General features: G+C 69.4%; 16 protein-coding genes. 6 read left to right on the forward strand and 10 right to left on the reverse strand.

Annotated features, from left to right (window positions below; all coding sequences use genetic code 11):
- Positions 1-15: 15 nt before the first annotated feature.
- From EBE87_RS19045 to EBE87_RS19065, 5 genes are all read right to left on the reverse strand, one after another.
- Complete coding sequence (locus EBE87_RS19045) at positions 16-381, reverse strand: hypothetical protein (RefSeq protein WP_120636320.1); 366 nt, start codon at positions 379-381, stop codon at positions 16-18.
- 7 nt (positions 382-388) lie between these two features.
- Positions 389-1975, reverse strand: coding sequence for an ABC transporter substrate-binding protein (locus tag EBE87_RS19050; protein WP_120636321.1), 1587 nt, complete (start codon positions 1973-1975; stop codon positions 389-391).
- A 26-nt stretch (positions 1976-2001) separates the two neighbouring features.
- Positions 2002-3441: an amidase family protein gene (locus tag EBE87_RS19055; protein ID WP_120636322.1), complete on the reverse strand. Its 1440-nt coding sequence runs from the start codon at positions 3439-3441 to the stop codon at positions 2002-2004.
- Between the two features lie 90 nt (positions 3442-3531).
- Positions 3532-5343, reverse strand: coding sequence for a flavin-containing monooxygenase (locus EBE87_RS19060; RefSeq protein ID WP_120636323.1), 1812 nt, complete (start codon positions 5341-5343; stop codon positions 3532-3534).
- A gap of 15 nt (positions 5344-5358) precedes the next feature.
- Entirely contained in the window at positions 5359-6618 is a 1260-nt protein-coding gene (locus EBE87_RS19065) for an aminotransferase class III-fold pyridoxal phosphate-dependent enzyme (RefSeq protein WP_233552953.1), read from the reverse strand.
- A gap of 144 nt (positions 6619-6762) precedes the next feature.
- On the opposite strand from EBE87_RS19065, the gene EBE87_RS19070 reads away from it, so the two are divergent.
- Positions 6763-7440 (forward strand): TetR/AcrR family transcriptional regulator, encoded by a 678-nt coding sequence (locus tag EBE87_RS19070; protein ID WP_147425904.1) that lies wholly within the window; start codon positions 6763-6765, stop codon positions 7438-7440.
- 2 nt (positions 7441-7442) lie between these two features.
- On the opposite strand, the gene EBE87_RS19075 is transcribed toward EBE87_RS19070, so the two are convergent.
- From EBE87_RS19075 to EBE87_RS19090, 4 genes are read right to left on the reverse strand one after another with little or no spacing between them, the layout of a single operon-like run.
- The gene (locus tag EBE87_RS19075; RefSeq protein ID WP_120636326.1) at positions 7443-9407 is read right to left on the reverse strand and encodes an aconitase family protein; all 1965 of its coding nucleotides are present in this window, start codon (positions 9405-9407) and stop codon (positions 7443-7445) included.
- Positions 9404-10660 (reverse strand): CaiB/BaiF CoA transferase family protein, encoded by a 1257-nt coding sequence (locus EBE87_RS19080; protein WP_120636344.1) that lies wholly within the window; start codon positions 10658-10660, stop codon positions 9404-9406. The genes EBE87_RS19075 and EBE87_RS19080 overlap by 4 nt, the downstream gene beginning before the upstream one ends.
- Positions 10661-10671: 11 nt before the next feature.
- Positions 10672-11625 carry a hydroxymethylglutaryl-CoA lyase gene (locus EBE87_RS19085; RefSeq protein ID WP_120636343.1) on the reverse strand — a complete coding sequence of 318 codons (954 nt, stop codon included), beginning with the start codon at positions 11623-11625 and terminating at the stop codon, positions 10672-10674.
- Between the two features lie 22 nt (positions 11626-11647).
- Positions 11648-12595: a LysR family transcriptional regulator gene (locus EBE87_RS19090; RefSeq protein ID WP_120636327.1), complete on the reverse strand. Its 948-nt coding sequence runs from the start codon at positions 12593-12595 to the stop codon at positions 11648-11650.
- 144 nt (positions 12596-12739) lie between these two features.
- Between EBE87_RS19090 and EBE87_RS19095 the strand changes: the two genes are divergently transcribed.
- The gene (locus EBE87_RS19095; RefSeq protein WP_120636328.1) at positions 12740-14317 is read left to right on the forward strand and encodes an ABC transporter substrate-binding protein; all 1578 of its coding nucleotides are present in this window, start codon (positions 12740-12742) and stop codon (positions 14315-14317) included.
- A 238-nt stretch (positions 14318-14555) separates the two neighbouring features.
- On the opposite strand, the gene EBE87_RS19100 is transcribed toward EBE87_RS19095, so the two are convergent.
- On the reverse strand, positions 14556-15458 hold the full coding sequence (locus tag EBE87_RS19100; protein WP_120636329.1) for a LysR family transcriptional regulator: 903 nt from the start codon (positions 15456-15458) through the stop codon (positions 14556-14558).
- Positions 15459-15605: 147 nt separating this feature from the next.
- On the opposite strand from EBE87_RS19100, the gene EBE87_RS19105 reads away from it, so the two are divergent.
- The 4 genes from EBE87_RS19105 to EBE87_RS19120 are packed head-to-tail and all read left to right on the forward strand — an operon-like array spanning position 15606 to position 19601.
- The gene (locus tag EBE87_RS19105; RefSeq protein WP_233552954.1) at positions 15606-16445 is read left to right on the forward strand and encodes an amidohydrolase family protein; all 840 of its coding nucleotides are present in this window, start codon (positions 15606-15608) and stop codon (positions 16443-16445) included.
- Between the two features lie 13 nt (positions 16446-16458).
- Positions 16459-17352, forward strand: coding sequence for an HpcH/HpaI aldolase/citrate lyase family protein (locus tag EBE87_RS19110; RefSeq protein WP_199707013.1), 894 nt, complete (start codon positions 16459-16461; stop codon positions 17350-17352).
- Between the two features lie 27 nt (positions 17353-17379).
- Positions 17380-18360, forward strand: coding sequence for a Bug family tripartite tricarboxylate transporter substrate binding protein (locus EBE87_RS19115; RefSeq protein ID WP_120636331.1), 981 nt, complete (start codon positions 17380-17382; stop codon positions 18358-18360).
- Between the two features lie 2 nt (positions 18361-18362).
- Entirely contained in the window at positions 18363-19601 is a 1239-nt protein-coding gene (locus EBE87_RS19120; protein ID WP_120636332.1) for a CaiB/BaiF CoA transferase family protein, read from the forward strand.
- Positions 19602-19724 lie beyond the last annotated feature (123 nt).

Below are 19724 nucleotides of genomic sequence, written 5' to 3' on the forward strand. Positions count from 1 at the left end.
CAGCTTGCTCTCGCCTCATGTGCCGGCGCCGCCGCCGGCGATCTCCTCGGGAAGCGGCGCCCCGGCCAGGGCCGCCCAGCGCCGCTTGAAAATCTCCCACTCCGCCTCGGCCAGGGAGGTGAAGACCTGGTTGGGCAGGGTACGCACAGGCTGCCCCCGATGGCGCGGCAGTTGCGCCAGCATCCAGCGGCGGTTCGGCTCCACCACCACCAGGATCCAGCGCCCTTCCTCCGCTGGGTCACCCGCCCAGCGCATGCGGTGCAGCAGCTTCTGCAAGGCATCGCCGTGCGGGCCACGCGGCCGGCGGCGGAACTCCAGCGCCAGGTCGAGCCGCGATGGATCGAAGGGCCAGTGCGCCGCCGCCGGGTCGTTGACGAGCATGCAGGCGTCAGGACTTGCGGACGTTGTGGAACAGCGGGAAGCCGGCCGGGATGCCGGTGATGTTCTTGCGGTATGCCGTGGGCTGGAAATAAAGCCCGGTCGGCAGGTAGGGCACGTCCTGGAAGGCCTGGATCTGCAATTCCCGCGTCAGCCGCTTCTGTTCCTCCGGGCTTTGCGCGTCCATGAACTGGTCGCGCAGCGCCTCCACCTTCGGCAGTTCCGGCCAGCCATAGGTGCCGCTCTTGCCGGGGCCCCGCACATAGGATTGCGTGGCGGGATTGAGCGCGATGACACCGGGGATGATATTGGCCCAGACGCTCCAGCCGCCGCTGTCCAGCCCGCCCTGGTTGGGCAGGCGGCTGGCCACCGAGCCCCAGTCGGAGGCTTGGTAATCCAGGTTGAGGCCGACACGGCGGAACATATCGCCCGCGATCTCGCTCTGCGCGTTCAGCACCGCGAAATCGGTGGGCACCATGAAGACCACGCGCTCGCCCTTGTAGCCGGCGGCTTCCAGATCGCGCTTGACCTTGTCGTAATTGGGGGCGCCGTTCATCGCCTCCAGCCCGTCCTCGGAGGCGAGCGGGCTGCCGGGCAGGAAGAAGCCGCAGCGCGCGTTCCACAGCGAGGTGTCGCTGCCCATCACCGCCGTCATGTAGTCGGTCTGGTTGATGCCGGCGAGGAAGGCGCGGCGGATCGCGGGATTATCGAAGGGCGGCTGCAGGTGGTTGAAGCGGATCATGCCCATGGTGCCGGCACGGTCCTTCACCTCCACCGCGATATTGTCGCGGCGGCGGAGCAGGGGCACGAGGTCGGGTGCCGGGCTTTCCCACCAGTCCACCTCGCCCTGCTGCAAGGCGGCGGCGGCGGTCGCGGCATCGGGCAGGGTATGCCATTCCACCCGCTCCAGATACGCGATCTTCGGCCCGGCCAGGAAGCTCGGCGTGCCATTGGGGCGCGGCTTGTAGCCATCGAAGCGCCGGTACACGGTGCGAGAACCGGCGAGCCGTTCCTCCGCCACCCAGCGGAAGGGGCCGCTGCCCACCACCTCGGTCACCTGCGTCGTCGGCGGCTGGCTGGCCAGGCGCGCCGGCATGACGGGGCAGAAGGAGGAAGGCTTGGCCAGCGCGGTGGCCAGCAGCGGGAAGGGCTTGCTGAGCCGGATCTCCAGCACGCGGTCGGAGAGGGCGTTCATCTCCTGCGTCAGGGCGCGGATATTGCGGCCGAGCACATCCGCCTTGGTCCAGCGGTCAATGCTGGCGATGCAGTCCCGCGCCAGCACCGGCGTGCCGTCGTGGAACATCAGCCCTTCGCGGAGCGTGATCTTCCAGGTCTTGCCGTCATCCTCGATGACATGGCCTTCCACCATCTGCGGCTGCGGGTTGAAGTGCTCGTCCAGCCCATAGAGCTGGTCGAAGACCAGCATGCCATGGGTGCGGGTGACAAGGGCGGTGTTGAACACCGGGTCCACCAGGGTGAGATCCGCCGCCGGCACGAAGCGGAGCACATTGGCCCCCTGCGCCCGGGAGATGGAAGGCACGGCCAGCGATGCGGCGCCGAACGCGGCCGTCGCCTTGAACATGTCGCGTCGCTTCATGGTGGTCTCTCCTGGTGGGGTGGGGTTCAGGCGGTAGGCAGTGTCTCTCGTGTCGGGGCGGCCAGGGGAGGGCGGTGCTGCGCCCAGGGGTGCGCGGCCTCGAAGGCGGCGCTAGCCTGCAGCACGCCAAGGTCGTCGAAGCGGCGGCCGACGATCTGCAGGCCGACCGGCAGGCCGGCCGCGGTGAAGCCGCAGGGAATGCTGGCGGCGGGGCTGCCGGACCAGTTGAAGGGGTAGCTGAACTCCGCCCACATCAGCCAGTCCCAGGGGTGCTGCGGCCAGTGCTCCGGTTGCAGGCGGTCGGCCGGGAAGGCCGCGACGCTGACCGCAGGAGTCAGCAGGAAGTCGTAATCCTCCATGAAGTCATGGATGGCGTTGCAGTAGTTGAAGCGCCGCTCCCGCATCGTCATGAACTGCGACACGGTATAGTTCTCCGTTGTGCGGATCATGGCGACGAAGCCAGGGTCCATCTTATCCTCCCATTCCGGGAGGTACTTCAGCCGTCCGCTGAAGGTGGCCGGCCAGAAGAAGCGGGACAGCTCCGGCCCCTCCTTGCCCCAGGCCGGCGTCACCTGCTCCACCACCGCGCCCATCTCCTCGAAGGCGGATACGGCGCGCGCGACGAGGGCGGCGACCTCCGGGTCCACGCGGGCATGGCCGAGATCGGGGCTGAAGGCGACACGCTTGCCGCGCAGGTCGGCGGCAAGCTGCGCGGCATAATCCGGCGGCGTGGATTCCAGCGAGGTATAGTCCCAGGGGTGCGGGCCAGCCATGGTGCGGAGCATCAGCGCCGCATCCGTCACCGTGCGCGTCATCGGCCCGATATGCGTCGCCAGGTCGTTGTTGGACATCGGCCAGTTCGGCACGCGCCCATGCGTCGGCTTCAGCCCATAGATGCCGCTGAAATGCGCCGGCATGCGGATGGAGCCTGCACCGTCGCCGCCCTGGTGCAACGGCCCATAGCCCGCCGCCGTGGCGGCACCGGCGCCGGAAGACGAAGCGCCCGCGTTGTAGCCCTGCTTCCACGGATTGCTGGTGATGCCATAGACCGGCGCCTGGCTGACGCCCTTCCAGCCCCATTCGGCGGAGGAGGTGGTCTTGCCCAGCATGACGCAGCCGGCCTCGAAGAGGCGCGCCGCGCAGGGCACGTCCACATCCGGCACGCTGCCCGCCAGGATATGCGTGCCAAAATCGGTCCGGATGCCCTTGGTGTGTTGCAGATCCTTGATGGTGACGGGCACGCCCTCCAGCGGGCGGGCCTCACCCCGCAACCAGCGCGCCTCGGACTCCCGTGCCGCCGCGCGGGCGAGGTCCGGCGTCGTGCGGGCCATGGCATTGATGCGGGGCTCGGCCTGCTCGATCTGCCCCAGCACCGCCTCCGTGACCTCGACGGGCGAGAGCGCCTTGCTCCGGTAGAGGGACAGCAGTTCGCTCGCCGGCAGGAAGCCCAGCTCCGCATTCGTCATGGCGTGTCTCCGTTCAGGTGCAGTGGGGGGCCAACAGGCTTCATGCGGCGGGGCGCGGGCGGCGGAGGCCTCGCGACGCGCATGGCGGGGTCAGAGGCTCGCCTCCGCCATGGCCTCGCGGAATACCTTCGGGTCGTGCACCGGGGTAGGAATGCCTTCCATCCGTGCCTTGAGTTGTAAGGCGAGGATGCGGGAATAGAAGCGCACCTGCGCCAGGTTGCCGCCCTGCAGCCAGAGGCCTTCCTGGCGCGTCGGCTTCCACATGTTGCGCAATTCGCCGGACCAGGGGCCCGGGTCGCGCCGCGTGCCCGAGCCAAGACCCCAGACATGCCCGACCCTGCTGGCCGTGTCTTCAGAGATGAGCTGCGAGATCCAGCTTTCCATCGGCTCGAAGCCGGTGGCGTAGACGATCAGGTCGGCAGGCAGCACGGTGCCGTCATCCAGCGCCACGCCCTCGGGCAGGATGCGCGATACCTTCACGCGGCTTTTCAGCTTGATCTCGCCGCGGATGATGAGGTCGGAGGCACCGACATCGATGTAATAGCCCGAGCCACGGCGCAGGTACTTCATCGAGAGGCCGCTCTCGTCCTCGCCGAAGTCCAGCATGAAGCCGGCTTCCTCCAGTTGGCGGTAGAACTCCGCGTCTTCCTGCCGGATCTGGTTGTAGATGGCCCGGTGCATGGCGGGCAGCAGGGCATAGGGGCGGGAAGCGGCGATGAAGTCGGCCTGTTCCGTGCCGATCCCGGCCTCCAGCGCGTCCTCGGAATAGAGCTTGTAGGCGAAGTGCCGCATCTGCGTCTCGGCGCGCACCACCAGAGTGGAGGAGCGCTGCACCATCGTGACCTGCGCGCCGCATTCCCAAAGCTCGGCGGCGATGTCATGGGCCGAGTTGTTGGAGCCGATGACCACGCAGCGCTTGCCGGCATAGGCCTCGCCGCCGCGATAGGCGCTGGAATGGCACTGCACGCCCTGGAAGCTTTCCGCGCCCTCATAGGCCGGCACCTGGGGCGCGCCGGACATGCCGGTGGCCAGCACCAGCTGCTTCGGGCGCAGGGTGACAGGCACGCCGTCCCGCACCACGCCGACCTCCCACTCACCCCGCGCCGCGTCGTAGCGCGCCCCCTCGGCCCGGGTGGAACTCCAGATGTCCAGCTCCATCAGCCCGGCATAGGCCTCCAGCCAGTCGCCCATCTGGTCCTTGGGCGTGAAGACCGGCCAATGGTCCGGGAAGGGCAGGTAGGGGAGGTGGATGTTCCAGACCGGGTCGTGCAGGCAGAGCGTGCGGTAGCGTCGGCGCCAGGCATCGCCGGGGCGGGGAAGGGCATCGATGATCAGTGCCGGCACGCCCAGGCGGCGCAGCCGCGCGCCCAGCACGATGCCGCCCTGGCCGCCGCCCACGATCAGCACCTCGGGCTGCCGCGTCGTGCCGAGGGCGCTATGCTCCTCGCGCCGCTGTTCCAACCAGCTTTTGCGGCCCGGAACGGCGCCGTGCCGCACGCCCATCTCGCGCGCGCGGCCGGCCTTCTCCTCATGGCCCTTCAGCTCCAGCGCCGCCGTCAGCAGCGTCCAGCACCGCCCGTCCTTCAGGCGCAGGTGGCCACGGGCGCGTAGCGCGCCGGTCTCGAAGCGGAACCAGGCCTCCGTGACGCCGTCCTGCTGCCGCGCGCTGCCCGGCTCCAGCCGAAAGGCCGTGGGCATGGCGCGGGGCAGGGTTTCCTCCAGCATGGCGCGGATCTGGTCCGGGCCCTCCAGGGTCACAACGGACCATGTGAAGGGCAGCAGGTCGCGCCAGTAACTCTCCGCCGCGAAGAGCGAGGCGGCGCCGGCCGCATCCCCCTGCGCGATGCGCTCCGCCAGGGTCGCGAGCCAGGCGCCTGCCAGGGATTCTGCCGTCTCGGTCATTGGCCTCGTCCCGTCTCAGCGATTTGCGGCGCGGATGGCCGCAACCAGGGGCTGGATCTTCTCCAGCGGCCTCACGGTGTCCCGCTTCGCCTTCAGCGCCGCGAAGGCGTCATCCGTGCGGTCGAGCGTCAGGCGGATATCGGCCTCCGTCAGCGCCGCGCAGAGAAACATGTTGTGGTAGGGGCTGAGATAGACGCCGCGATCCAGCGCCTCGACCACCCAGGCATAGCCCAGGCGGAAATCCGGGTCTTCCTCGAACAGGATCTGCGGCATCTGCGCGGGGCCTGTCTGGCGCAGGGTGAAGCCATGCGCCGCCGCCTGCTGCTGCAAGCCGTCGCGCAGCGCCTGCCCCATGGCGATGGTGTGCTCCAGGTAATCCGTCTCCCGGATCTTGCGCATCGTCGCCACGCCCGCCGCCATGGGCACGGCGGAGAACCAGAAGGAGCCTGTGGCCACGATGGAACCGGCGGCCTGGCGCGCCTTCTCCACGCCCAGCAGGGCGGAGATGGGCTGGCCATTGGCGATCGCCTTGCCCCAGCAACTGAGGTCGGGGGAAACGCCGAACTGCTCAATGCTGCAATCCCGGTCCAGGCGGAAGCCGGCGCGCACATCGTCCACGATCAGCAGCGCCTCCGTCCGGTCGCAGATCTGGCGCGCGAGCTGCAGGAATTCCGGGTCCGGCAGGAACTGGTCCTGGAAGATCTCGTGCCGGAAGGGCGTGACCAGGATGCCGGCCAGATCGTCCCCGGCCTGGCGGGCGGCATCGGCAAGGCTTTCCGCGTCATTGTAGCGGAAGTGGATCACATGCGCCTTGTCTTCCGGCATCAGGCCGCGGCTGCTGCGCTGGGTCGCCCAGCCGGAAGCCCCGTGATAGGCGCCGCGCCCGACCAGGATCTTGCCACGGCCTGTATGGGCGCGGGCCGTGGCGATGGCCATGGAGGTGGCATCGGTGCCGTTCTTGCAGAACATGGCCCAGTCGGCGTGGCTGACCTGTGCGACCATGGCCTCGGCGAAGGCGATCATCGCCTCGGCGGGGCCGGTCATGGTGTCGCCCAGCGCGCGCTGGGCATCGGCGGCCGCCTCGATCTCAGGCTGTCCATAGCCGAATAAATTCGGCCCGAAGGCGCACATATAGTCGATGTACTCGTTGCCGTCGGCGTCCCAGAGCCGTGCGCCCCGCGCCTTGGCGAAGAATTGCGGGTAGCCCTCCGGCAGCAAGCCGACCGATTCGTGCCCGTACATTCCGTTGGGAATGACGGCACGGGCACGTTCCATCAGCGCCGTTCCCTGCGACAGACTCCGCACCATGCCGTCCCACCTTTCGTTTATCGATTAAGTTCGATTTCGGCATCGCGATGTCAGGCTGTCAATCACTTTGTTCAGCGGCTAGACAGAGGCCCGGAGGAGGACAGGATACGCATGACCGAAACCCGTCCAGACATGCCGAGACAGCCGCTGAGGGCCCGGGGTCGGTCGCGCTATGAAGCCCTGCTGGATGCGGTGGATGCCCTGCTCGCCGATAGCCCGCCCGCCTTGATCAGCCTGCAGGACGTGGCGCGGCAGGCCAAGGCCCCGCTGGCCTCGGTCTACCATTACTTCCCCAACAGCACGGCGGCCTTCCTGGGCTTGGCGCAACGCTACCACAGCCTGTTCGAGGCGGTGTACGAGGAACCCATCGCCACGGTGCCGGACAGCTGGCCGGAACTGATCCGGTTGCTGATTCAGCGTAGCCGCCGTGTCTACGATGCCTACCCGACCACCATGCGGCTCTTCCTCGGCGCCGATGTCGCCGGGCGGATCAGGGAGGCGGATCTGGACGCCAACCGGCAATTCGGCCAGCACCAGTACAAGCTGCTGCGCCAGTACTACGTGATCCCCGAAGACCCATCTCTGATCGAAAAGCTTGCCATCTCGGTGACCATCACCGACGCCATCTGGTCCTTGTCCTACATCCGGCACGGCCGGCTGACGGATGAGATGGTGGAAGAGGCTGTTCAGGCCAAGGAAGCCTATCTGGCAGCCTATATCCCCCTGCGCGCCCGGAGGCGGGAGGAGGGCCCTGAGGATCGTGAGGCTTCAGAAAGCAACCAGCACTGACCTTAAGCCTGCTCCGCAGCCTGAACGGCCGCTGCGTGCTCCTGCAAGCTTTCAAAGGAGATCAGCTTGCCGGCAATGGCACTCGCGGCCACCGTCGGCGGACTGGCGAGCCAGACGCCGCCGGGTCCGCCACGGCCAGGGAAGTTGCGGTTGATGGCGCTGACGGTCACCTGTTCAGCGCGCGTGGATGTGCCTGGGCCGCAATTGGCGCAGGCGCCGCAGGCCGGCTGAAGAAGCTGGGCGCCGACTTTTTCGAAGGTGTCCAGGTATCCCTTGGCCTCGCAATAATCCCGCACCGCAGTCGTGCCGAATTGAAGATACAGTTCCACACCGTCCGCCACGCGCAGCCCGCGCTCCGCTGCCCAGGCCAGCACTTCATGATAGCGGTCGAAATCTTCCCGCTTGCCGGCGGTGCAGGAACCGCCATAGGCGATGTCGACCCGCACAGGAGAGGGAAGGGCGCTGAGGTCCAGCCCGCGCCCCGGATCGCCCGGCGCCGCCACCATGGGCGAGAGCCCGGCCAGATCGACGGTGATCCAGCCGGCATAGCTGGCCCCGAGGTCGCTCCGCATCCAGGGCTCGATGGGCACATCGATGCCGCGCCGCTCGCGCAGGAAGCGCCGCGTTTCCTCGTCCGGCTCGACGATGCCGCTGAAGCCGCCAAGCTCGGCCGTCATGTTGGTCAGGGTGGTGCGCTCGTCGGTGTTCAGCGCCGCCATGCCGGGGCCGCCGAATTCGAAGATCTTGCCCACGCCCTCCCCGGCACGCAGGGCCGGCAGGGCGAGGAGATGCAGCACCAGGTCCTTCGCCGTGACGCCACGCGGCAGGGTGCCTTCCAGCTCGATCCGCAGCACGGATGGAACCGCGAGCCGGACAGCGCCCGTCGTCATGGCATTGGCCATGTCCGTCGTCCCCACCCCGAATGCGAGGGAGCCCAGGGCGCCACTATGGGGCGTGTGGGAATCCGTGCCGGCGATGAGTTGGCCGGGCAGCGCGTATTGTTCCGCCATCAGGGCATGGGAGATGCCTTGGGAACCCTCACCGCCAGCCAGGTAGCCATGGTCGCGCAGGCCGTGCTCGGCGACGAAGGCGCGATGTGCTTCGGACAGCGCCTGCACCTGCGGCAGCAGGCCGCGCGCCACATGGGCGATGCTGCGATGCGCGTAGGAATAATGATCCTCGAAGGTGAGGATGCTGTCGGGGTCGCGCAGCGCCAGGGCCTCGCCGAAGGCTTCGCGCAGCATGAAGCGGCACATGGCCGTGTAGATGTCGTGGATGAAGCGGAAGTCCGGCCGCACGAAGGCGCTCTGCCCCGGCGTCAGGCCCGTGGCGATGCCAGGAACAGCGAGGGCATGCCGCGCCAGGATCTTCTCGGCCAGGGTCAGCGGCCCTTGCGGCGCCGGGTCCGCCAGCGCCGCCACACCCAGCTGCTCGCGCCCATAGTTCAGCAGCCCGCCGGCACGGAGAACCGCAGCGGCCACGGGGTCCCGGCCCGCGACAAGCTCCTCCACCTCAATGGCTTCGCCACGACGGATGCGCTCAACAAGGCCGAGATCGGTGGAGGTGAACAGGCCAAGATTGTCGGCATTCTGGCGGTAGATACGCTCGAAGCTCTCGGCGATAACAAGACGGATGCCGGCCATCCGCTCCGCCAGCGGCGAATGCTCGCGCGAGGAGCCCTTGCCGTAGCGCGCCCCGCCAACCATGACGGAAAAGCCCCCCTGCCGCACCGCGCCAACGCCGATGGGCAGCGCATCCCCGGCTTTCACGCCCGTATAGGCGTGCTCCGCCAGTCGCTCATCGAAATAGACGAGGGAAGGCAGCGGGGTGATCTCATCGGTGGAGACCTCGGCCCTCAGCGCCCCGGCCGAGGCCAGATCCAGGTCCTGCCCATCGATCTGCGCCGCGATGGCGGCGGGATCGGTGGACAGGATGAGGATGCGCCCCGGCAGGGCGAGCGTGGTCATTCCGCCGCCAGCGGCAGGTCAGCGGCCCAGAGCGTGCCGGAAGTCACCATGGCGGCGATCTCCGCCTCGCTGAGCCCGGCCTCCCGCGCGATATCGGCGCTGTGCTCGCCACTCCGGGGCGGCTGGCGGCGGATGCCCATGCGGCGCCCATCGAGCGAGATGGGCAGCCCCGGCAGGCCTGCGGCCGGCTGCGCTGGCGTGCCGCCCGGCGCGCCCTGGGCACTGGTCAGCTCGGTGTCGAGCAACCCGCCGGAGGCGCGCAGATGCGGGTCCTCGAACAGGTCCGCCGGGCGGGCGATCGGCGCGAAGGGCACGCCCAGCGCCTCGCAGCGCGCCATCAGCTCGGCCTTGGGCAGGCTGCGGAAGACGGCGGCGACGCGCGGCAGGTAGCGGGACCGGTCGGCCACGCGCTTAGACTGGGTGGCCAGGGACGGATCGGCCAGCAGTTCCTGCAGCCCAAAGGCCTCGCAGAAGCCGCGCCACTGCGTCTCCGTCACCACGCCGACGAAGACCTGCTCGCCCGCATCGGCGCTATCGAAAACATCATAGACCGACCAGGGCTTCTGCATCGCGGGGTCGGCGAAGGGCGGCGGGTTGCGGCCAGTGATGGCGGCGCCGGCCATGTGCTGCGCCATCATCACCATGTTGGTCTCGAAGAGGCCGGACTGCACATGGGTGCCGCGGCCCGTCACCTCCCGCTCCCGCAGCGCGGCCAGGATGCCGATGACGCCGAACAGGCCGCCCATGATGTCGTTGACCGAGGCGCCAGCCCGCAGCGGCTGACCCGGCGGGCCGGTCATGTAGGCCAGGCCGCCCATCATCTGCACCACCTCGTCCAGCGCGGCGCGATGCTCGTAGGGGCCAGGCAGGAAGCCCTTGCAGGAGCAATAGACCAGCTTCGGGTTCAGCGCCGAGAGCGCCTCGTAACCCAGGCCGAGCTTGTCCATGGCGCCGGGGCGGAAGTTCTCCACCACCACATCCGCCTGCGCTGCCAGCTTGCGGACGAGGTCGAGGCTTTCCGGCTGCTTCAGGTCCAGGCTCAGGCTGCGCTTGTTGCGGTTGAAGGAGGGGAAGAAGCCGATGGCGGCCCCCATCAGGCGGCGCGTGTTGTCGCCATCCGGACCGGGCTCCACCTTCACCACGTCGGCGCCGAGATCGGCCAGCACCATGGCGCAGCTCGGCCCCATGATCATGTGGGTGAATTCCAGCACGCGGATGCCGCTCAGGGGGCCGGGCTTCGTGGTTTCAGTCATGATCGGCTCCATCAGGCAGCAAGGCGCGCGGGTTGGAAGGTGCGGGGAATGCCGGCGGCGGCCACGCGGCCGGAGAGGGGCTCGCCGGGCAGACCCTCTCGCAGCGGCTCCCGCGCGGCGATCAGGGCCGGAAGGTCGATGCCGGTGTCGAAGCCCTCAGATTCCAGCAGGTAGACGAGGTCCTCGGTGTTGATGTTGCCGACCGAGCCTGGCGCGAAGGGGCAGCCGCCCAACCCGCCCAGCGCGCCATCGAAGCCGCGCACGTCTTCCTCCAGCGCGGCCAGCACATTCGCGAGGCCCGTGCCCATCGTGTCGTGCAGGTGCAGGTTGCCGAAGCGCTCCACGCCGACCACGCCGCGCACTGCCCGCACCAGCCGCCGGACCTTGGCCGGGTTGGCATAGCCCAGCGTGTCCGCCAGGGCGATGACATCGGCCCCGGCCTCCGCCAGTTCCGCCGCGAGGGACAGCACCTCATCCTCCGGCACCACGCCTTGCAGCGAGCAGCCGAAGGCGGTGGAAATGCCGGCCTCGATGCGCGGCGCCGCCCCGTTCAGGGAGCGGGCCCATGCGACGATGCCACGGAAGGCCTCCACCTGCTCCGCCCGGCTGCGCCGGACGTTGGAGCGGCTATGCGCCTCGCTGGCGGAGACCGGGATCAGCAGGGTCTGGGCCCCGGCGGCAGCGGCATTCTGCGCCCCGCGCAGGTTGGGTGCGAGGGCCACGGTGTGCACCGACGGATGGTTCTGGCGCACGGCGCGCACGACCTCGGCGGCATCGGCCATCTGCGGCATCGCGGCGGGGGGCACGAAGCTCGCCACGTCGATCTCCCGCAGCCCGGCCTCCACCATGGCGGCGATCCAGCGCAGCTTCGCCTCGGTCGGCATGATGGCGCGGGCGTTCTGCAGCCCATCGCGCGGTCCCACTTCGCGCACCAGCACGGTGGGCCTGTCCGGCATGTTCCTCATGGCGCCATCATGCCCCCGCGGATCACGCGGCAGAAGCGCCATTTTGCGGTGCCAGCGTGCGCGGCTGGCGCACGCTGGCCATCAGGTGGTCCCGCAGCAGCCGGGCAGGCGGGGGGAGGGTCTCCGTGGGCCGGCTGACCAGGCGGAGGCTTCGCCGCGCCCAGGGCTCCCGCAGCGGTACCGCCTTCAGGTCGGCCTGCTCCAGGCTGCCGCGCACCAGGCCATCCGGCATGACGGTGAGGCCCAGCCCCGCCGCCACGAGGCTGCGGGCCGCGTCCGTGCCCACCACATGGAAGCGGAAGGCCAGGTTTCGGCCGAGCCTCTGGGCCTGCTCCTCCAGCAGGAGGGACAGCGCCCCGCCCTCCTGCACGCCGATCAGCGGGTGGTCCAGAAGTTCGGCGAAATGCAGGCCGGGGCGGGAGGCGAGGTCATGCCCCAGCGGCACCAGCACGACGAGCTGGTCCCGCCGCCATGGCCAGCTTTGCAGCGGCGCCGGCACCTCGCCCGCGCCGGTGATCAGGCCAAGGTCGGCGCGTCCCTCCATGAGGTCGTGCAGGACGGTGGAACTCGCCGCCTCGCGCAGTTCCACGCGGATACCCGGCCGTTCCTCCAGAAAGGCGGCGAGCAGGGGGCCGAGGTCGGGGCCGCCGATGACGGATGACGCCGCGTGCAGCCGGACATGCCCCTGGCCCCCGGCGGCGAAGGCCCGCAGGTCATCCGCCATGCGTGCCGACAGGTCGAACAGCGCCCGCGCGTGTTGCGCGACCGCTTCTCCCGCCACGGTCGGGCGCACCCCGCGCGCCCCTCGCTGAAGGAGCGGGAGCCCGCAGGCTTCCTCCAGAAGACGAAGGCGCTTGGCGGCCGCCGAGCTGGCGATGCCGCAGCGCAGCGCGGCGCGGGTAATGCTGCCGAGTTCCACCGCCGCCAGGAACAGCCGCAGCGTCACCCAATCCGCCTGAATGCCCTGCATCGCTGCCTGCCCCCAATTCTCCCCGGATATTGCGCCAGAGGAGGCGGGACCGGAAAGCCGGGCTTGGCGCCCGGACGCAGCCTGGTCTAGATGGCGGGACTGAAAGAAGCCGACCGGCACAAGCCGGCGGCGGGAGGAGGCGTGATGAAGCGGCGTCAGTTTCTGTTGTCCAGTGCCGGCGTGCTCGCCGCGCCGCGCCTCTCGCTCGCCCAGGGCCGTTCGGTGTTGCGCGTCGTTCCGCAGGCGGATCTGGCGGTGCTGGACCCCGGCATCACGACCGCGACCGTGACGCGCAACCATGGCTTCATGGTCTTCGACACGCTCTACGGCATGAATGCGGCCGGCGAGCCGGTGCCGGAAATGGTCGGCGCGCAGGACGTGTCCGAGGACGGCAAGGTCTGGACCCTGCGGCTGCGCGACGGCCTCCGCTTCCATGACGGCGAGCCTGTGCGGGCGGAGGATTGCGTGGCCAGCCTGCGGCGCTGGGCCCGGCGCGACCCCTTCGGCAAGACGCTGATGGCGGTAACGGACGAGCTGTCGGCCGTGGACGAGCGCACGCTGCGCTTCCGCCTGAAGCGCGCCTTCCCGCTGCTGCCACAGGCCCTGGCGAAGACGACGCCCTATACGCCCTTCATCATGCCGGCGCGGGTTCTGCCGGCCGATCCGAACGCAGCCGTGACGGAGATGATCGGCAGCGGCCCGTTCCGCTTCGTGGCGGGCGAGCGCCTGCCCGGCGCGCAGGTGGTTTATAGCCGCTTCGATGGCTATGTGCCGCGCCCCGATGGCACGCCCGGCATCTCCGCCGGTCCCAAGGTCGTGCATGTCGAGCGTGTCGAGTGGCGGATCGTCCCCGATGCCGCCACGGCGCAGGCCGCGATGCAGCAGGGCGAGATGGACTGGTGGGAAAGGCCGATCCCCGACCTCATTCCGCTGCTGCGCCGCGACCGGTCCTTGAAGGTGGAAGTGACCAACCGGGCCGGCACGATGGCCTTCCTGCAGTTCAACCACCTCTACCCGCCCTTCAACAACGTCGCGGTCCGCCGGTTGGTCCTTTCTGCCATCAACCAGGAGGATTACGCCGTGGCGATGGGCGGGTCCGACCCCTCCCTCCACGGCGGCAAGGTCGGCATCTTCCTGCCGGGCGCCCCCATGGCCACGGAGGCAGGCGTCGAGGCGATGGCCGGGCGCACCGACTTCGACCAGCTTCGCCGCGAGCTGACAGAGGCGGGCTACAAGGGAGAGCCCGTCGTGATGCTGGTTGGCACCGATAGCCCGGTGAACAACGCGGCCAGCGAGGTCACGGCCGACCTGTTGCGCAAGATGGGCTTCAATGTCGATTACCGGGCGATGGACTGGGGCAGCGTGGTGCAGCGGCGCACCAGTCAGCAGCCGCCGGACAAGGGCGGCTGGAACCTCTTCGCTGTCAGCGCCGACGGGGACTATTTCCAGGATCCTACGGTGGTCCCCTCCATCCGCGCCAATGGCAAGGATGCCTGGGTGGGCTGGCCGGACAGCCCGGCCATCGAGGCGCTGTATCGCGACTGGTTCCTGGCGCCCGATCAGGAGCAGAGAAAAGCCATTGCTCGGGATCTGCAGCTTCAGACGCTCAAGGACGTAACGTGGATCCCTGTTGGTCAGGTGTTCCTGCCCACAGTGGTGCGACAGAACATTTCCGGCATGCTTCCGGGCTTCATCAAGTTCTGGAACGTCAGGAAGACCTAGCTGTCGCTTTGTAGGGCCTCATCGCCAGGGCTTGTTGAGCTCGAAGCCTTCTCCGCACAGGACTGGTGGTTCGCGGGATCGACGAAACCCAGCCAGCCTGCGCGCGGTGACGCAGACGGTATACTGAACTTGATCGGCTGGTGGACTGGCGCTGAGCCGAAGCTTCGGCAGCCGGAGGCGCTGGATGCCTTTGAGAACCTCCGTTCTTGAGCCACCAGCATCAGGAAGCGGTATGGATTCACTCCTCGTCTGACGAGGCGCGGGCTGGCAGCAACATGCGGTAGAGCGCTGCCGCCGCCGGAGTCAGTGCTTCCCGCCGCCGCCGGACCAGGCTCAAGCGGCGATGCAGCACGGGTTCCACCAAGGGCACCTCCACCAGCGCCCCAGAGAGCAGGCCCCGGCCGGTCGCGGAAGGCAGGATGGCTGCCGCCACGCCCGTTGCCGCCAGCGCCATGGCACTGGGCGTGTTCTCCACCACGAAGCGCCCACGCCCAGGCAGGCCGACGCGGGCCAGTTGCATCTCCACCTGCGCCCGATTGCCGCTGCTGCCGCCCAGGGTGATGAGGTCGTCCTCCCGTAACTCCGCCCAGGCCACGGCGCTGCGGGAGGCCAGCGCATGGGCAGGGTGACAGACGAGTACCAGAGGATCGGACGAGAGGAGGTCTTCCGCCAGATCGTCCTGCGGGTCCTGCCCGATATGGATGCCGAATTCGGCATCGCCCCGCCGCACCGCCTCGGTGACCAGGGCGCCGGAGCGTTCCAGCAGCATGACGCGGTTGCTGGGATAGCGGCGGGCATAGGTGGCCAGCACCATAGGCAGGCGCTGGTAGGCCACTGCGGGCATGGTGGCCAGGGTGACATCGCCGGCGCTGAGCCGGGCGGTGGTGCGCAGCCGCTCCAGCCCATGGGTCAGGTCCTCCACGACGCGCTTGGCGAGGGGCAGGAAGTCCCGCCCGGCGGCGGTCAGCGTGGTGCGGCGGCTCGTCCGGTCCAACAATGGCAGGCCGACAAAAGCCTCCAGCCGCTGGATGCGTCGCGTCAGCCCTGTCTGCGTCAGAGCCAGCCGGTCGGCGGCGCGGGTGAAGCTGCCAAGCTCAGCCACCTGCACAAAGGCCTGCACGTCGTCCATTGGCAGATGCATGACCATTCCTCATCAATCAATGCCATCAATGCATTATACTCGGGATGGGAAAGCCGCCATCCTGCCGCCGCGAAAACGAACAGGCGCGACACGGCGCCGGAGCGGGAAGGAACGATCCATGTTGACCGGTTCAACCGGCTGCGCGTCGTGACGGCTGTGCCGCACTCGGCGGGCATCGCCCCGCCACGCCACCCCGTGCCGGCCAAGGCCTGCGACGCCCACCTGCACGTTCTCGACAGCCGCTTTCCCGGCGCGGGACCCGTTGCCGGCATGACGCTGGCCGACTACCGGCTGCTGCAGCGCCGCCTCGGCACCAGCCGCGCCGTGCTGGTGCAGGCCAAGCACCATGGCACCGACCCCGCCGCGCTGCTGGACGCGCTGGCGCAACTCGGCCCGGATGGCCGCGGGATCGCCGTGCTGCCCCCCGGCACGCCGGACGAGGAGTTCCGCCGCCTTAACGACGCCGGCGTGCGCGGGCTGCGGCTGAGCTTGTGGAACCCGGCGGACGCACCCCTGTCGCTGGCTGACCTGGCGCCGCTCGCTGCCCGCGTTGCGCCATTGGGCTGGCACTTGCAACTGCACCTGACGGCGGCGCAGATCCTGGAAGCCGCCGATGTGCTGGCCACCCTGCCTTGCCCCGTGGTCTTCGACCACATGGCCCGCCTGCCGCCGGAGGATGGACCGGAGCATCCCGCCTTCGCCGTGGTGGCGCGGCTGCTGCAATCCGGACGGGCCTGGGCGAAGCTGTCCGGCGCCTACCTGAACACCCGCAGTGGCCCGCCCTACCCGGAAGCCGGCCGCATCGCCCGCGCCTTCATTGCCGAGGCGCCGGAGCGCCTGGTCTGGGGCAGCGACTGGCCGCATGTGACCGAGCCGCACAAGCCGGATGACGCCCTGCTGCTGGACCTGCTGGCCGAGTGGGCCGGCCCGCGGCTCACCGATCGCATCCTGGTGGACAATCCCGCCACCCTCTACGGCTTCGCCTGAACAGGACCGCGCCATGACCTTCGCCTCCCTCGACGCCATGCGCAGCAAGCTGTTCCTGCCCGGCACGCGGCCGGAACTCTTCGCCAAGGGCGCGACCTCCGCCGCCGATGCGCTGAGCTTTGACCTGGAGGATTCCGTGGCGCCGGAGCGCAAGGCCGAGGCCCGCGCCCATGTCGCCGCCGCGCTGCGCGACCCGGCCCTGCGTGCCGCGGGCAAGCTGGCCATCGTGCGCGTGAACGCACCCGGCACGCCGCATTTCGCCGAGGATGTGGCGGCGCTGGCCGGAACCGGGCTGGATGCCATCAACCTGCCCATGGTGGAATCTGCTGCCATGGTGCGGGATGCCATCGCGGTTATCGCGCGGGCGGAGGCTGCCGTGGGCGCCGCGCCCTGCGGCATCCTGGCGAATATCGAGACGCCGCGCGGGCTGCGGCTGGCCGCCGAGATCGCCGGCGCCGACCCGCGCGTGGCCGGGTTGCAGATCGGCTATGGCGACCTCTTCGAGCCTTTCGGCATCGCCCGCGACGACGAGGCCGCGCTGCATCAGGTGCGCCTCCAGGTGCGGCTGGCAGCGGCGGAGGCACGTATTCCGGCCTTCGACGGCGCGCTGGCCGCGATCGCCTCGCCCGAGCGCTGCCGGGCGGAGGCCGAGGCGTCCCGCCGGCTCGGCTTCGCCGGCAAGTCCTGCATCCATCCCAGCCAGATCGCCATCGTGAACGCTGCCTTCCAGCCCAGCGAGGCCGAGATTGCCCGCGCCGCCCGCGTGGTCGCGGCGGCCGAGGAGGCCGAGACCAAGGGCATCGGCGCCTATACCGTGGATGGGCAGATGGTGGACGCGCCTTTTGCCGCCAGCGCCCGCGCCGTGCTGGCACTGGCGCGGCGGCTGGGCCTCGGCGCCGCAGCCTGAAGCAAGAAGATCCTGAGGAAACCTGCAATGATCGCTGCAATACCCCGCCGTGGCCTGCTGGCCAGCGCCCTGGCCGCCCCGCTGGTGCTGCCCGGCCTCGCCCGCGCGCAGGGCAACTGGCCCAGCCGCACCGTGCGCGTGGTGGTGCCCTTCACCCCCGGCGGCTCCAACGACGCCGTGGCGCGCCCGCTGGCCGAGCATTTCCAGCGCCGCCTTGGCCAGCCTTTCGTGGTGGAGAACAGGCCCGGCGCCGGCAGCACGCTGGGCTCCAACGAGGTCGCCCGCGCGGCGCCGGATGGCTACACGCTGCTGGTGACTTCCTCCACCTTCGCCACCAGCGCGGCGACGCAGGCGACACCCTATGACGCCATCGGCGATTTCGAGGGCGTGGCGCTGGCCGCCACGGCGCCGCTGCTGGTGCTGGCCACGAAGTCCTTCCCGGCCAACAACCTGAAGGAGGCGGTGGAGTATATCCGCGCCAACCCGGGCAAAGTGGATTACGGCTCCGCCGGCCCTGGCAGCATCAACCAGCTTTCGGCGGAGCTTTTCGCGCAGAGGGCCGGCGGCTTGCAACTCGTGCACATCCCCTATCGAGGCATGGGGCCGGCGACGACCGACCTGGTGGCCGGCACCATCCAGCTTCTCTTCACCACCGTGCCCTCGGCCGCCGGGCTGGTGAAGGATGCCAGCGTCAAGATCCTCGGCTGGACCTCCGAGGCCCGGCCCGCCAGCGGCCCGCAGGCACCGACGCCGAAGGAAAGCGGCCTGGATTACAGCGCCGAGATCTGGTGGGGCCTGCTGGCCCGCCGCGGCACGCCGCGCGAGATCGTGGAGAAGCTCAACGCCGTCGCCAATGAGGCGCTGGGCGAGGGGCGCCTCGCCCAATACCTGCGCGGCGAGGGCGCCGAGCCTTCCCCGCGCCCCGCTGCCGACTTCGACAGCTTCCTGAAGCAGGACATCGCCCGCTGGAAGCAGGTTGCCACCGCCGCCAACATCCGGATCGACTGAGCATGGACCAGCACGCGCCCTCCCGCCTGCATCGCAAGGCCTTCGACCCCGCCGCGCGCGGCCCGCTGCATGGGGTGCGCGTGCTGGACCTGGCGCGCCTGGTGGCCGGCAATACGCTGAGCATGGTGCTGGCCGACCATGGCGCCGAGGTGGTGAAGGTGGAGCCGCCCGAGGGCGACACGCTGCGCGCCTGGAAGGTGCAGGGTGTCGAGACATCCTGGAAAAGCTGGTGCCGCAACAAGAAAAGCATCTGCCTCGACCTGCGAAATCCGGAAGCGCAGGCCGTGGTGCGGGCCTTGGTGAAGGATGCCGCCATCCTGACGGAAAGCTTCCGCCCCGGCGTGCTGGAGCAGATGGGGCTGGCGCCGGAAGTGCTGCATGAGATCAACCCGGCGCTGGTGATCGTGCGCATCAGCGGCTGGGGGCAGGATGGCCCCTACCGTCACAAGCCGGGCTTTGGCACGCTGGTGGAAGGCTATTCCGGCTTCGCCGCCGTCAATGGCTTCGCGGACCGGGAGCCCGTGCTGCCGCCGATGTTCATGGGCGACTGCTACGCTGGCATCTATGGCGCGGCATCCGCCACCATCGCGCTGCGGCACGCGGAGCAGACCGGCCAGGGGCAGGTGATCGACCTTTCGCTGATCGACCCCATGCTGGCGGTGATGGACCCACAGACCGCCAACTACTGCCTGACCGGCCGCACCAAGCAGCGCACCGGCAGCCGCAGCACCAATACCGCGCCACGCAACGCCTATCGCACGCGGGATGGCGGCTGGGTCTGCCTGTCCTCCTCCACCCAGGGCATGACGGAGAAGCTGCTGCGCTCGATCGGGCGGGCGGAGCTGATCCAGGACCCGCGCTTCCGCACCAATGTGGACCGGCTGCGCAACTGGCAGGAGCTGGACGGCATCGTCGCCGGCTTCATCGCCGAGCGCGACAAGGCCGAGGTGCTGGACCATTTTGACAAGGCCGGCGTTACCATCGGCCCCATCATGGATGCCGCGGACCTATTGCAGGACCCTTACGTGGCGGAGCGCGAGGCGCTGATCGAGGTGCCGGACGACGATATGCCCGGCGGCTTCGTGCCGATGCATGGCATGGTGCCGCGCCTTTCTGCCACGCCTGGCGTGCTGGCCCGCCCGGCGCCGAAGCTGGGCGAGCATAACGACGAGATCCTGTGCCCCGCCCTGGGCGAGGCCGAGCTGGCGCGACTGCGCGCCGCAGGCGTCGTGTGCGGCTGAGGCAAAGCCAGAACGGGGAGGAGCCAGGGAATGGCGATTTGATCTTCCGCTGATTTGATGGACAGGGATCAGGCGGCATTGTGCTCTATCTGCTCTGGCGTCTGGTAGCCCAGGGCGGAGTGG

It is taken from the genome of Teichococcus wenyumeiae, from assembly GCF_003696345.1.
Lineage (GTDB): Bacteria > Pseudomonadota > Alphaproteobacteria > Acetobacterales > Acetobacteraceae > Pseudoroseomonas > Pseudoroseomonas wenyumeiae.

Bases quoted from the DNA above. Each gene is read 5' to 3' on its own strand.
- EBE87_RS19050 (WP_120636321.1), bottom strand. From the start codon at position 1,975: ATGAAGCGACGCGACATGTTCAAGGCGACGGCCGCGTTCGGCGCCGCA.
- EBE87_RS19060 (WP_120636323.1), bottom strand. From the start codon at position 5,343: ATGACCGAGACGGCAGAATCCCTGGCAGGCGCCTGGCTCGCGACCCTG.
- EBE87_RS19120 (WP_120636332.1), top strand. From the start codon at position 18,363: ATGGACCAGCACGCGCCCTCCCGCCTGCATCGCAAGGCCTTCGACCCC.
- EBE87_RS19100 (WP_120636329.1), bottom strand. From the start codon at position 15,458: ATGCATCTGCCAATGGACGACGTGCAGGCCTTTGTGCAGGTGGCTGAG.
- EBE87_RS19075 (WP_120636326.1), bottom strand. From the start codon at position 9,407: ATGACCACGCTCGCCCTGCCGGGGCGCATCCTCATCCTGTCCACCGAT.
- EBE87_RS19090 (WP_120636327.1), bottom strand. From the start codon at position 12,595: ATGCAGGGCATTCAGGCGGATTGGGTGACGCTGCGGCTGTTCCTGGCG.
- EBE87_RS19055 (WP_120636322.1), bottom strand. From the start codon at position 3,441: ATGACGAATGCGGAGCTGGGCTTCCTGCCGGCGAGCGAACTGCTGTCC.
- EBE87_RS19115 (WP_120636331.1), top strand. From the start codon at position 17,380: ATGATCGCTGCAATACCCCGCCGTGGCCTGCTGGCCAGCGCCCTGGCC.
- EBE87_RS19110 (WP_199707013.1), top strand. From the start codon at position 16,459: ATGACCTTCGCCTCCCTCGACGCCATGCGCAGCAAGCTGTTCCTGCCC.
- EBE87_RS19095 (WP_120636328.1), top strand. From the start codon at position 12,740: ATGAAGCGGCGTCAGTTTCTGTTGTCCAGTGCCGGCGTGCTCGCCGCG.
- EBE87_RS19065 (WP_233552953.1), bottom strand. From the start codon at position 6,618: ATGGAACGTGCCCGTGCCGTCATTCCCAACGGAATGTACGGGCACGAA.
- EBE87_RS19045 (WP_120636320.1), bottom strand. From the start codon at position 381: ATGCTCGTCAACGACCCGGCGGCGGCGCACTGGCCCTTCGATCCATCG.
- EBE87_RS19070 (WP_147425904.1), top strand. From the start codon at position 6,763: ATGACCGAAACCCGTCCAGACATGCCGAGACAGCCGCTGAGGGCCCGG.
- EBE87_RS19080 (WP_120636344.1), bottom strand. From the start codon at position 10,660: ATGACTGAAACCACGAAGCCCGGCCCCCTGAGCGGCATCCGCGTGCTG.
- EBE87_RS19085 (WP_120636343.1), bottom strand. From the start codon at position 11,625: ATGAGGAACATGCCGGACAGGCCCACCGTGCTGGTGCGCGAAGTGGGA.